12 protein-coding genes are annotated in these 11,902 nt (G+C 69.0%); 3 read left to right on the top strand and 9 right to left on the bottom strand.

The window, feature by feature from the left end:
* Window positions 1-44: 44 nt before the first annotated feature.
* The 6 genes from ACQ3HB_RS04600 to ACQ3HB_RS04575 form a co-directional block, all read right to left on the bottom strand.
* Complete coding sequence (locus tag ACQ3HB_RS04600; RefSeq protein ID WP_430918175.1) at window positions 45-1,295, bottom strand: ABC transporter permease; 1,251 nt, start codon at window positions 1,293-1,295, stop codon at window positions 45-47.
* On the bottom strand, window positions 1,292-2,092 hold the full coding sequence (locus ACQ3HB_RS04595) for an ABC transporter ATP-binding protein (protein WP_430918173.1): 801 nt from the start codon (window positions 2,090-2,092) through the stop codon (window positions 1,292-1,294). Before ACQ3HB_RS04595 ends, ACQ3HB_RS04600 begins: the two co-directional genes overlap by 4 nt.
* Window positions 2,089-3,273 carry a peptidoglycan-binding protein gene (locus tag ACQ3HB_RS04590; protein ID WP_430918171.1) on the bottom strand — a complete coding sequence of 395 codons (1,185 nt, stop codon included), beginning with the start codon at window positions 3,271-3,273 and terminating at the stop codon, window positions 2,089-2,091. Before ACQ3HB_RS04590 ends, ACQ3HB_RS04595 begins: the two co-directional genes overlap by 4 nt.
* A gap of 79 nt (window positions 3,274-3,352) precedes the next feature.
* On the bottom strand, window positions 3,353-3,859 hold the full coding sequence (locus tag ACQ3HB_RS04585; protein ID WP_430918169.1) for a hypothetical protein: 507 nt from the start codon (window positions 3,857-3,859) through the stop codon (window positions 3,353-3,355).
* Window positions 3,860-4,112: 253 nt separating this feature from the next.
* A complete protein-coding gene (locus tag ACQ3HB_RS04580) occupies window positions 4,113-4,628 on the bottom strand; it encodes a hypothetical protein (RefSeq protein ID WP_430918167.1) in 516 nt (171 codons plus the stop codon).
* Between the two features lie 114 nt (window positions 4,629-4,742).
* Window positions 4,743-5,441: a M15 family metallopeptidase gene (locus ACQ3HB_RS04575; RefSeq protein ID WP_430918165.1), complete on the bottom strand. Its 699-nt coding sequence runs from the start codon at window positions 5,439-5,441 to the stop codon at window positions 4,743-4,745.
* Between the two features lie 218 nt (window positions 5,442-5,659).
* Here ACQ3HB_RS04575 and ACQ3HB_RS04570 point away from each other — a divergent pair, with 218 nt between their 5' ends.
* On the top strand, window positions 5,660-6,328 hold the full coding sequence (locus tag ACQ3HB_RS04570) for a response regulator transcription factor (protein WP_430918163.1): 669 nt from the start codon (window positions 5,660-5,662) through the stop codon (window positions 6,326-6,328).
* Window positions 6,329-6,430: 102 nt separating this feature from the next.
* Here the strand turns inward: ACQ3HB_RS04570 and ACQ3HB_RS04565 are convergent, their stop codons facing one another.
* The 3 genes from ACQ3HB_RS04565 to ACQ3HB_RS04555 form a co-directional block, all read right to left on the bottom strand.
* A complete protein-coding gene (locus ACQ3HB_RS04565) occupies window positions 6,431-6,898 on the bottom strand; it encodes a hypothetical protein (RefSeq protein WP_430918161.1) in 468 nt (155 codons plus the stop codon).
* A gap of 205 nt (window positions 6,899-7,103) precedes the next feature.
* On the bottom strand, window positions 7,104-7,808 hold the full coding sequence (pnuC, locus tag ACQ3HB_RS04560) for a nicotinamide riboside transporter PnuC (protein WP_430918159.1): 705 nt from the start codon (window positions 7,806-7,808) through the stop codon (window positions 7,104-7,106).
* A gap of 169 nt (window positions 7,809-7,977) precedes the next feature.
* A complete protein-coding gene (locus ACQ3HB_RS04555; protein WP_430918157.1) occupies window positions 7,978-9,312 on the bottom strand; it encodes a M23 family metallopeptidase in 1,335 nt (444 codons plus the stop codon).
* A 291-nt stretch (window positions 9,313-9,603) separates the two neighbouring features.
* Between ACQ3HB_RS04555 and ACQ3HB_RS04550 the strand changes: the two genes are divergently transcribed.
* Window positions 9,604-10,269: a response regulator transcription factor gene (locus ACQ3HB_RS04550; RefSeq protein WP_430918155.1), complete on the top strand. Its 666-nt coding sequence runs from the start codon at window positions 9,604-9,606 to the stop codon at window positions 10,267-10,269.
* Entirely contained in the window at window positions 10,266-11,633 is a 1,368-nt protein-coding gene (locus tag ACQ3HB_RS04545; protein WP_430918153.1) for a HAMP domain-containing sensor histidine kinase, read from the top strand. Before ACQ3HB_RS04550 ends, ACQ3HB_RS04545 begins: the two co-directional genes overlap by 4 nt.
* Window positions 11,634-11,902: the final 269 nt, after the last annotated feature.

The following is an 11,902-nucleotide window of genomic DNA, read 5'->3' as shown; positions in this document are numbered from 1 at the left end:
GCTGTCGAACGACCGGAAGCCTCACCTCGGCGGATGGGCGGCGGCTAGCTGCTGAGGGCGGACGTTGGCGGCGTCCGGGACGCACGGATCGCTGGATACAGGCCGGCGATGGCGCCGATCACGAGCGTCGCGCCGATGCCGCCCGCGATGACCGCGACGGGGATCGCCGTCGGCCACCCGCTGAGACTCGCGAAGACCGCTGTCACACCGCTGCCGAGCGCCGCACCGGCGATGCCGCCGAGCGCCGACAGTAGGAGCGCCTCCGTGAGGAACTGCGACCTGATGTGTCCCCGGGTCGCGCCGAGCGCCCGCCGCAGACCGATCTCCCGTCTCCGTTCGAGCACCGAGATGACCATCGTGTTGGCGACACCGATGCCGCCCACGAGGAGCGCGACGGAGCCGAGACCGAGCAACAGGCCGGTGAACGCCTGATCTGCTGCGTTCTTGGCTGCGAGGGCGTCTGACGGGCGGGAGACCGTGATCTCCTCGGGCGCCGACGGGTTCACCGTGCGGGAGAGGAGTTCGCGAACCGAAGCGACAGCCTCGTCCGAGGACCGTTCGTAGATCGTCGTGGGCTTGCCGTTGAAGCCGAACTGGCCCTTCGCAACGGCCTCGCCGATGAGCGCGGTCGTGTCGATCTCGGGTGCGAGCGCAACCGGATCGAGGATGCCGATGACGGTGAACTGCTGATCGCCCAACCAGACGAGCGTGCCGGGCGTGGAGATGCCGAGTCGCTCGGCCGCTTTCGAGCCGAGGACGACCGCTGGGTACTGGCTCGTCGCCTGGTTCAGCCAGCTGCCTGCGGCGAGGCTCCCTCCGATGACGTCGAGGAGGCCGTCGGTCGCGACCTTCACCCCGAGACCGCCGCTCTGAGCGGGATCGATGAGGCTGCTCCGGTAGATCGAGAGTTGGTCGAGGTCGGCCGTGGAACCGACGGCGGTGACGCCCGCCAGGAGGCTGACCTTCGCGACCGAGTTCTCCGGCAGCGTCGCATCCTTACCGAAGAGCGTCTTGCCGGCCTGCGCGGTCAGCAGGTTCGTGCCGAGGGTCGCCAGCTGCTCATTGAGCTTCGCCTGGCTCGACGTGGAGATGCCGACCACCGCGATCATCGCCGCGATGCCGATCGCGATGCCGAGCGCGGACAGGATCGCACGCGTGGGACGGGATCGGAGACCGGCGGTGCCCAGGTGCAGCACGTCGCTGCCGAGGAGCTTCGAGCGGAGTCCGCGCGGGTTGCCGGGGCGCGTGCGGGGACCCGCGACGCCACGTGACTGGTCGCGGTTCCGGCGGCTCATGCTGCACGTCCTTCGTGATCCGGTGCGGAACCGAAGCCGGCCGGCCGGCCCGAGTCCGACACGACGAGGCCGTCGCGGATGCCGATCCGTCGGGGGAGCTGCTCGGCGAGCTCGACATCGTGGGTGATGACGATGACGGTGGTGCCGGAGCGGTTGAGCTCGTGGAGGAGCTCGACGATCGTGGCTCCGGACGCCGAGTCGAGGTTGCCTGTCGGTTCGTCGGCGAGGAGGAGGGGCGGTTCGCCGACGACCGCGCGCGCGATGGCGACGCGCTGCCGCTCGCCACCGGACATCTGGTTGGGGCGGTGGGTGAGGCGATGGCCGAGCCCGACCCGCTCGAGTGCGCGCTTGGCGCGGCGGCGACGCTCGCTGCGTCGGATGCCCGTGTAGATGAGGCCGTCCGCGACGTTGTCGACGGCGCTCGTCCCCTCGGCCAGGTGGAATTGCTGGAAGACGAACCCGATGCGGTACGCGCGGAGTGCCGACAACGCGGCGTCCGACATCGTCTGCACGTCGGATCCGTCGATCACCGCGGTGCCCGTCGACGGTCGGTCGAGCGTGCCGATGACGTTGAGCATCGTGGATTTGCCGGAACCGCTGGGGCCGACGATCGCGACGAACTCGCCCGCTTCGATCGAGAGGTCGACGCCGGCCAGCGCGTGCACGGGCGGTTGCCCGTAGCTGCGCGTGACGCCTTCGAGGTGGACGATCGTGTCGCGGGGGTCGAGGGGTGTGGCGGAATCGACGGTCGGTGCAGCGGACGCAAGCGGCGAGCCAGCTCGGATCAGGCCGCTCATGATCCCGGCACCACGACGTCGTCGCCCTCGGCGATGCCGTCGCCGGAGATCTCGACCTGCCCGTCGGCGAATAGGCCGGTTGTCACCGGGACCTTCTTGCCCGTGCCGTTCTTGCCCTTGCCGGCCAGTTCGACGCCGAAGGTCTTGCTGTCGAGCGCGAGGAGCGCTTCGACGGGGACGTACAGGACGTTCTCGCGCTTCTCCGTCGGGAAGCCGACCGTGACGCTCGCGCGTTGCAGATCGGCGACCGCGGCGAGATCGTCGAGGGTGATGGTCACGGGGATCGTGACCGTCTTCTGGCCGTTGTCGTCCTTCTCCGTCGGCACGCCGACCTCGGACACCGTGCCCGTGGTCGTCGCTCCGCCCGGCAGACGGACCTCGACCTTGGACCCGACGACGCCGAGCTTCTGATCGCTCAGCTTGAGGTCCACGTCGATTCGTTTGTCGAGCGACGTCACCGTGATGACGTTCGCACCGGGGCCTGCCTGCGCCCCGACGGCCGTGTCGACCGAGGCGACGCGAACGTCGCCCGCCATGAACACGACGGATCCGAGTTCCAGCCGACCGGTCTGCTCGAGGCCGAGTGCCTTCTGCCACTTGATGATGGCCCGCTCGGTGGATGCTGCGAACTCCTCGTCCGGCTCGCGGTCGAAGTATCCGAGCGCGGCAAGGCTCTGCTCGAGCTGGAGGACGTCCGGGCCGTCCTCCATCCCCATGCCGAAGGCCCGCCACGCGGGGAGGCCGCCGTGCAGGAGCAGCACGGGGATGTTGTCGACGGAGAAGAGTGCGCCGCCCAGGCTGATGGTCGCACCGGGCGCGGGCGTCGAGGTCACCGTCCCGCCCGTGCCTCCGCTGACCTTTCGCTGATTCGCGTAGTTCAGAATGCCGCTCACCTGCGTGACGCCGGAGAGCGTGCCCTTCTGAATCTTCGCCGTGCTGGTCTTGATGCTGCTCTGATGTTCCTCCGGCGCGGCGTTCGCCTGGCCGGCGGTCGTGGCGACCACGGCCGCCCCTCCCACGAGCAGGAGGGCACCGATGCAGATGCTCGCGACGATCAGCCGTCGCCGCGTCGGACGCGGTTCAGGCGATCCGCTGTCGGAGGTGAGTCCGCGAGCGGAACCGGTGGGGGAGCCGGGTGTTCCGCCGGTCTCCGGTTCGAGGTCATCGATCGAGTGGTCCATGGTGTCTTCCTGCGTTCATCGGGTGGGTGGCCGGGGCGGCCGGGTCTGAGTGGGCGTTCAGTGGGGTGGCGCGGCGGGATCAGCCGGCGGGCCGCACACTCGTCATGCCGCCTGCCCCGGCACCGAGGCCGCACTTCTCCATGACGTCGTCAGGAGCCTCGGGGATCGTGAGCCCCTGGCCTTCCTTCGGGTCGGCGACGTCGATGCCGTTGTCGCGGAAGCACTTCGCGAGCTTCAGCTGGTCGGCGAGCATCTCCTTCTCGGTCTTCTTGCCTCCGGGAGGTGCCGGCGGTTCGCCGAGCTTCTTCATGCACGTGTCTGAGGCCGTCTGGAACGCTTCGGCGTTGGCCTCGTCGAGGGTGAGCGCCTGGGACATGCCGCCCTTGCCAGGGTCGGGCATGTCGACGCCGTTGTCGCGCATGCACGAGGCGAACGACACCTGCCAGTCTTCGAAGCTCTTCTCGGAGGAAGCGGACTGCTCGGGTTTCGGGTCGCCCGTGCTACAGGCGGCGAGGAGGCCGACGAGAAGTGGCACCGCGAGGAGCGCGGAGTACTTCGCCAGGCGACGGTCGGTGATGCGGAACATGATGCTGTCCTGTTCTGTCGGGAGTCGGCCGATCGGGTGATCGGCGCGAGCTGATGAGAACAGTCCAACGAATGACGCGTACCCCTGGCGTCAAAGGAAATCTTTATGTTTCTGCAAGGTCGTTCAGGGGCCGCTCTGTGAAGCCGGTGAGCACCACCGTTCGATTTCGGCACCGCATCATCGGAACGCCGCCCCGTGACGAAACGACGATGCCGCCCTGCTGGCTGCAGAGCGGCATCGGGCTGTCGGACGGTCAGTTCTTCGAGCTGACCACGCCGCCCTCGCCGATGCACTTCTCGATCACGTCCTGAGGAATGTCATTGCTCATGGTCATCTGGTTCCCCGCCTTCGGATCCTCCATCTCGTAACCACTGTCGCGCACGCACTGGGCGACCTTCATGTTCTGCTCCATGAGCTCCTCACCAGTGACCTTGCCCCCGGGGCCGGCCGGCGGTTCGCCGAGCTGCTCCAAGCACGTCTTCGACGCCGTCTCCATCGCCTGCGCATCGGCGTCGTCCAGGGTGGTGCCAGCTTTCATCGTGCCGTCCGGTTCCGGATCCGGATAGTCCGCGATGCCCTCGTCGCGCATGCACGCGGAGAAGGACACCTGCCAGTCCTGGACCGTCTGTTCCGTGCCTGCCGGCTTCTCGGACCCCTTCGGATCGCTTCCGCTGCATGCGGCGAGCATGCCCACGAGGAGCGGAACGGCGAGCAGCGCCGAGTACCTGGCGAGCGTGCGCTGGCGGGTTGTCGATGTGGTGTGGAGCATGGGTGCTGTCCTGTTCTCTCGATGGTCGACCGATGCTGTGGCCGACGCTGGGGATGAGACCAGTTCATGCTCTCCGGTGTTATGACGACGTCAGGACGTCGGTGATCACGCTGCTCAGCCGGCGTTCGGCAGTTGGTCCGGGCAGGTTCCGCCCGGTGAGGTCGCGAGCTCGAAGTGCCAGATCTCGTTCGAGTAGGTCTGACACAGGCCGTAGTCGGTGCCGTGCTGGATGAGCCAGTAGTCGGCGTCGGTGGCGCCGATGTCGACCGCCGCACCACGGGTGTGCGAGGAGCCGTCCGGCGTCGCGACGTACTGCCTGGCGGCCTCCTCGCTCCCGTACTCGACGATCGCGGCGTCCAGGAGGTGCTGCTGGTACGACTGACTGCGCCATCCCGAACTCACGAACATCGTGATGTCATCTTCGGCGGCATCCCGCGTCGCCTGCTGAACCGCGTCCAGGAGGGCCGGATGGAGGTTCGCGATGCCGGGGTGGCCGGTGTCGAAGGCCGTGAACGTGTTGTCGGTCATCGCTCCGTCGGCTTCTCCGTACGTGCCGTCCGCCACCCCGCCGCCTCCGAGCGGTTCGGGGAGCTGCCCCTGCGTGATCGAGGAGATCCCCGTCACGATCGCCGTGCCGCCTCCGGTGCACGCCGTCACCGCGATGAGCGCAGCGAGCGTGATGCCGACGATTGCGACGATCCTCCGGCGGACGCGCTTCCGACGCCGGTGCGTGGCGGCCGGGTACGGGTCCTCGGACCGGAGCGAGCGCGCGGTGATGCGCGGGGGCGGTGTGCGGTGGGATGTCGTCAACACGGCGTCTCCTTCATCGTGGGCCGCCTCGACTCGGCGAGTGGGCGGTGGCTGGACCGGTGAGGGTCGCGACCCAGTCCACCCGGACGGGCATTTCGCAGGCGATTGGCGATCGCCATACGTTTTCGACACACCGGCGCACGTACGATCGAGGTGCCGTGCCGGGACCGCGCACGGACCGGATCCCGAGCGGTCCGGAACCCGCCCAGCAGAGGAGTCCCATGCGCGTGTTGATCGCCGAAGACGAGCCGTACCTGGCGGAAGCGATCCACGACGGCCTCCAGCACGAGGGCATCGCCGCCGACCTCGTCCTCGACGGCGACACCGCGCTCGAACGGCTCGCGGTCAACGCGTACGACATCGTCGTCCTCGACCGCGACCTGCCCGGCACCCACGGCGACGACGTGTGCCGGTGGATCGTGCAGCAGGAGCTGCCGTGCAAAGTACTGATGCTCACTGCCGCGGCCGAGCTCGACGACAAGGAGTCCGGCTTCGAGATCGGGGCGGACGACTACTTGACGAAGCCGTTCGAGCTGCGGGAGCTCGTCCTCCGTCTTCGGTCCCTCGCCCGCCGGCCCGGCGCATCGGTTCCGCCCGTCCTCGAATACGCGGGGGTGCGTCTCGATCCGTTCCGGCGCGAGGTGTACCGCAACGGTCGGTACGTCCGGCTCGCGAAGAAACAGTTCGCCGTCCTCGAAGTGCTGCTCGCAGCGCGCGGCGGGGTCGTGAGCGCCGAGGAGCTTCTCGAACGGGTGTGGGACGAGAACGCCGACCCGTTCACGAACGCCGTCCGCGTCACGATGTCGACGCTCCGGAAGGAACTCGGCGAGCCGTGGATCATCCACACGGTCTCCGGCGTCGGCTATCGGGCGCTCCCGCCCGAGGAATAGCCCGCCGCCACTTCTGCCGAGGGGTCGCAATCTGCGGGTGCGGGCTGGCCGGACCCGCAGATCGCGACCCCTCGGCGGAGATGAAGGGGTGGGGCGATGGCGCTATTTGGCGCAGGCGCGCGCCTCATCGAAGAGACTCTCCGGGAGCTGCCAGGAGCCGTCCGCCCCGGGGTCTGGCACGTCGAAGCCCTTGTCCCGGAGGCACTTGGCCCGTTCCATGAGCTCGTCGGAGATCTCCTTCCTGCTCGGCTGGTTCGGGTCGGTCGGCGCGTTGCCGACCGATGACAAGCACTCGGTCACGGCGTTGTCGGCACCGGGTTCGTTGGGATAGGTCCACTGCGTGCCCGGCTCCGGATCTGCGACGTCCATGCCCTGATCGCGCAGGCATTTCGCGACCTTCAGGTTCCAGTCGTCGAACTCCTGCTCGTAGCTCTGCGAACCGTCTGAGCCCCCGGAGCCGCTGGAAGGGCTGCCGCCGGCTGATGGCGTTCCGCCGCCGGAGCACGCGGCGAGCCCGAGCGTGAGCGCGAGGAGGGGGAGGGCGAGTACGGCTGCTGTGCGTCTGCGCATGGTGGGGTCCTTCCGTTGGAGGCGATCGGGTCGTGATCGCACGCCGCGTCGCGACGTCCCTCCATCCCATCGGCCGGCCCGCTATGTCATCGTCTGCCGATCACCAGACATCCTCCAAAGCCCCTTCTCAGCTGCCGAGGGGTCACAACCTGCGGGTGTGAGCCGCTGACACCCGCACGTTGAGACCCCTCGGCGGAAAGGGGGGTCAGGAGGCGGAGGAGGGCGCGGGCTCTGGAGCGGCGGCGCCACGGGCTCTGGCCCAGACGAAGAAGCCGACGAGCGTGAACGCACCGTAGAAGACGTACATGATCGCGGACGCCCAATACCCCGCGCTGAAGAGCAGCGGGACGCCGACGAGGTCGACCGCGACCCAGATGAGCCAGAACTCGACCCACCGCTTCGCCATGCCGTACGTCGCGAGCAGCGAACCCATGAAGATCCAGGCATCCGCCCACACCGGCTCGTAAGAACCCAGCGCGCGGAACAGCGGTGTCAGGGCGACGGTGCCACCGAACAGGACGACGATGAGCCCGATGCGCACGCGCCAGCCAGCCCACCGGGTGCGGATGACCTCCTCCGGCTCGTCCGGATGGAGGCCGGCGCGAACCGCGGCTCGGCGTTCGCTGCGGCGCCACTGCACCCAGCCGTAGACGGACACGAGGATGAAGACGATCTGCCGGCCCGCCTGACCGAGCAGGTTGGTCGCGTTGGGCGTGTGGAACACGGCGCCCAGGAAGACCGTGAAGAGCAGGGCGTTGCCGATGATGCCGACGGGCCACGCCCACACCTTGCGACGCATGCCGCCGAGGGCGCTCAGGAGGCCGAAGACGTTGCCGATGACCTCACGCCAGAGGATGGTCTGGTCGCCGATGGAGAAGGAGGCGTCGAACAACCACACGAGGAAGCCCACGATGCGTCTCTCCGTTTCTGCTGGCCCCCGTGCCCCGATCTCTCACAGTAGTGGTCGGTCGGCCCGTTCGCATCGACCAGTCAGCATCGGCCCGCCAGCCCTGGCCCGCCAGCCCTGGCCCGCCAGCCCTGGCCCGGCAGCCCCGGCCGGCCGGCATCCGTTCGTCGCGTCAGCCGAGCGGCGCGCCGCGATCGCGCATGAACGGGACGGGGTCGGTGCGGCCGCCGCCGATGCGCACCTCGAAGTGCAGGTGGCAGCCGCTGGACGCGCCAGTCGTGCCGGACCAGGCGATGAGCTGCCCGGCGGAGACCGATTGCCCGTTGTTCACGACGATGCCGCCGGGGCGGATGTGCGCGTAGCCGGTGTCGACGCCTCCGCCGTGCGCGAGCTGCACGAAGTTGCCGTACGTGCCGTAGTAACCGGCGTACTCGACGGTGCCGGCCGCCGCGGCGTAGATGGGGGCGCCGCAGCCCGTGCCGATGTCGGTGCCGTAGTGGAACGGGCCACTGCATCCGTCTGAACCGCAGATGGGTTCGCGCGGGCCGTAGGAGTCGGTGATGCGGCCACCGGCGGGGACGCCCCAGCCCTGCGGGCCGACGCTGCCACCGGGGAGGCCGCCGCCTCCGCCGCCCCCACCCGGGTTCGCCGCTGCTGCAGCGTCGACGCCCGCCTGGTACTCGGCGGCCGTCTTGGCCGATGCGTCGGTGAGGGCGGCGAGCTTCGCGTTGAGCTCGATCGCCTGCTTCTGCGCGCTCGCGACTGCCGCTGCATCGGCGTCCGCTGCCTCGCGTGCCGAGGCGAATGCGGTCGACGCCGCCTCGCGGAGGGCATCGCGTTCCGTGGAAGCCGTCTGCGCCTGCGTGGCGACGGCCGATGCGACGTTCCGGGCGGTCGTCGCGCGCTCGTACACGGTGTTGTTGCGCTCGGCGAGCTTGTTCATGGCACCGAGAGCCGAAAGGAGGTCGGTGTTGCCGCCCGAGTCGCCCTTCGTGGAAGCGGGCGATGCGTTCGCGTCGGACGGCGTCGCCGAGAGGAACAACTGTGCGGTGAGGTCGGCGCCGCCGCCGCGGTATAGCTGCGCGGCGATGCGACCGGCCTGCGTGGCCGTGGAATCAGCGGTGGCGCTCGTCGTGTCCGCCTGCTGCTGCAGCGACGTGGCACGGGCGAGCGCGACATCGTAGGCGTCCTGGGCGATGGCGAGTTCCTCACCCTTGGTCTGTGCGACGCGGCTGGTCTCGGCCGCGCGGGTCTCGAGATCGGCGAGGTGGCCCCGCAGCTCCTTCGCCTTCGCCTCGGCCGCGGCCTGATTGCCTCGAGCGGCGATGACGTCGCCCCAGCTCGGGTACTCGGCGGCCGACGCGGTGGGGACGACGGGCGGTGCGAGCAGAGCGACGCCGACGGCCAGCACGAGTGCGACGATCCCTGACCGGCGGAGCCCCCGATGGGACGGATTCCGATGCGATCGGTTCAGCCGACGAGTGGTGGAGATCGAGGGGTGCGTCACGGTGTCCTTTCTTCCGGGACGTGCCCGGGCGCCCCTGCACCGTACCGAGTCCCCTGTTCGGGGGCAAATCCTGGTTCACGGGTGCCTTTCTGGTATATCACGTACACTGCTCTCCAGTCGAGCCCGCGGCGCAGGAGACCGCCCCGAACCGGCCTCCGACCGCTCGTCGGCTTCCTTCTTTACGCAGCTTGAACACCCGTCGTGCTTCACTGGATCGACCGGCGCACTGCGTCGATCGCTTCACCGACCCGAGCGGTCCGACACCCGACGGATCGCACCCGAGAGGAACCCATGCGCGTCCTGGTAGCAGAGGATGAGACCTTCCTGGCGGAAGCCATCCGAGCCGGGCTCCGACAGGAGGCCATCGCCGCCGATCTCGTCCACGACGGCGACGCGGCGCTCGAAGCCATCACGATCAATCAATACGACGTCATCGTGCTCGACCGCGACCTCCCCGGCACCCATGGGGACGACGTCTGCCGCACGATCGTGGCCGACTACCCGGAGATCCGCGTCCTCATGCTCACGGCCGCTCGACGACTCGACGACAAGGTGTCCGGCCTCGGGCTCGGCGCCGACGACTACCTCTCGAAGCCGTTCGAGTTCCCGGAGCTCGTGGCGCGTCTGCGGGCGCTCGTGCGTCGCAACGTCGAATCGCGTCCGCCCATCCTCGAACTCGCCGGCGTGCGCCTCGACCCGTTCCGTCGCGAGGTGTTCCGCGGGGGCTCGTACATCAAGCTCTCGCGCAAGGAGTTCGCGGTGCTCGAAGTGCTCATGCAGGCCGGCGGCGGCGTCGTGAGCGCCGAGACGCTCCTCGAGAAGGCGTGGGACGAGAACGTCGATCCCTTCACCAACACGATTCGCGTGACCGTCTCGAACCTCCGCCGTCGCCTCGGCTCGCCCTGGGTCATCCAGACGGTGCCTGCGGCCGGGTACCGGATCGAGGAACCGGCGTGAGCGGGCGGGGAACGGGGGAGTCGCCCCGCGTCGGACCCCGGACGGCGAACCGGCCCACGCCGCGCCAGGCGTCGAATCGCATCCTCGAGGCCCCCCTCCACGAGCGCCCCCGTCGTTTGACCGTCCGCGCGCGGCTCACCCTCACCTACTCGGCGCTCTTCACGGGGGCCGGTGCGCTCATGCTCGGCATCGTCTACGTCTTCATGCGGTACGTGCCGACCTATGCGATCCAGGTCGACAAGACGGCCGTCGCTGCAACGCGCGCCTACCCGTCGGACGGGTACGCCGAAACCGTCGATCCGACGACGGGTCTCCCGCTCTCGAGCATGTCCGGGCTGATGCCGACCGGGACCGATTCCGCCTCGATCCGTGTGGCGTCCCCACTCCTCATCACCGACCAGTCGGACATCCTCAACACCCTGCTCGTCGTGTCGGTCATCGTGCTCATCGTCCTCGCCCTCGGCAGTTCGTGGGCGGGCTGGGTCATCTCGGGCCGAGTCCTCCGGCCGCTCCAGGAGATCAACCTCGCCGCGCAGCGAGCAGCGACGGGATCCTTCGACCACCGCGTCGCACTCACCGGCCCCCGCGACGAGATCACGGAACTCTCCGACACCTTCGACCACATGCTCGAACGCCTCGACCGCTCGTTCCACGCCCATCGACGCTTCGCCGCCAACGCCTCGCACGAACTCCGCACCCCGCTCGCCACGACGCAGACGATGCTCGACGTCGCGGCCCGGGACGACGAACTCGACCTCGAGCGGACGCGGGAACTGCTCAGCCGCCTCCGCACCACGAACTCGCGCAGCATCGAGACCGTCGAATCGCTCCTCGACCTCGCCGACATCGGCCAGCGCGAGATGGACGTGGAGCCGATCGCGCTCACCGGGCTCATCGAGGACGTCGTCATCGACGCGCAGGACGACGCGGCCGAACGCGGGATCACGATCGACACGGACCTCGCACCGGCTGTGGTGCTCGGCGAGGCGACGCTCGTGGCGCAGGTCGTCTCCAACCTCGTCGGCAACGCCATCAGGCACAACCACGACGGCGGGACCGTGAGCGTGCGCACGCGGCTGACCGGGGGACCGGACGGCGGTGCGCCGGAGCTGACGATCACGAACACGGGAACGCTCGTGCCGGAGTCGGCCATCCCCATGCTCACCGAGCCGTTCTACCGCGACAGCGGTCGGGTCGCGACGGGCCGGCAGCGGTCGCTCGGCCTCGGACTCGCGATCGTCGACAGCATCGTCACGGCGCACAACGGCACCCTCGCCCTCCGCCCGAACGATGGAGGTGGCCTGGTCGCCGTCGTGACCTTCCCACCTGTGCGGACGGAGCGGGAGATCGAGCGGCTGCGCTGAACGGCTGACCTGCACGGTTGCGCTGAGCGTCTGCGCTGCGCGGTCGTCCCGCGTCGCCCATCCGCTGCCTGAGGCACGTCCGATGACCACGCCGGGCTCACGTGTCGCCTGGAGTTCCCGGTATTGGTATATTTAACGGGATGCTTGTGGTCCCGACTCCGGAATCGGCGGCGGACTGATTCGGGTTCAGTCCGTGCAGCTGCCGGATCGTCGGAGCAAGCTGGTCCGTTGTTCGCAACGGTCGCGCCTGGTGAGTGGGTTTCGGGTAT

The sequence above is a fragment of the Plantibacter lichenum genome (genome assembly GCF_050587525.1).
In the GTDB taxonomy this organism is placed as follows: domain Bacteria; phylum Actinomycetota; class Actinomycetes; order Actinomycetales; family Microbacteriaceae; genus Plantibacter.
Note: the sequence above shows the minus strand (reverse complement) of the source record. Positions and strands in the feature narration are given on the sequence as shown.

What these genes read in the sequence shown, in the direction of transcription:
- ACQ3HB_RS04600 (WP_430918175.1), bottom strand. Translation starts at nt 1,295, where the DNA reads ATGAGCCGCCGGAACCGCGACCAGTCACGTGGCGTCGCGGGTCCCCGC.
- ACQ3HB_RS04565 (WP_430918161.1), bottom strand. Translation starts at nt 6,898, where the DNA reads ATGCGCAGACGCACAGCAGCCGTACTCGCCCTCCCCCTCCTCGCGCTC.
- ACQ3HB_RS04570 (WP_430918163.1), top strand. Translation starts at nt 5,660, where the DNA reads ATGCGCGTGTTGATCGCCGAAGACGAGCCGTACCTGGCGGAAGCGATC.
- ACQ3HB_RS04585 (WP_430918169.1), bottom strand. Translation starts at nt 3,859, where the DNA reads ATGTTCCGCATCACCGACCGTCGCCTGGCGAAGTACTCCGCGCTCCTC.
- ACQ3HB_RS04550 (WP_430918155.1), top strand. Translation starts at nt 9,604, where the DNA reads ATGCGCGTCCTGGTAGCAGAGGATGAGACCTTCCTGGCGGAAGCCATC.
- ACQ3HB_RS04580 (WP_430918167.1), bottom strand. Translation starts at nt 4,628, where the DNA reads ATGCTCCACACCACATCGACAACCCGCCAGCGCACGCTCGCCAGGTAC.
- ACQ3HB_RS04595 (WP_430918173.1), bottom strand. Translation starts at nt 2,092, where the DNA reads ATGAGCGGCCTGATCCGAGCTGGCTCGCCGCTTGCGTCCGCTGCACCG.
- ACQ3HB_RS04590 (WP_430918171.1), bottom strand. Translation starts at nt 3,273, where the DNA reads ATGGACCACTCGATCGATGACCTCGAACCGGAGACCGGCGGAACACCC.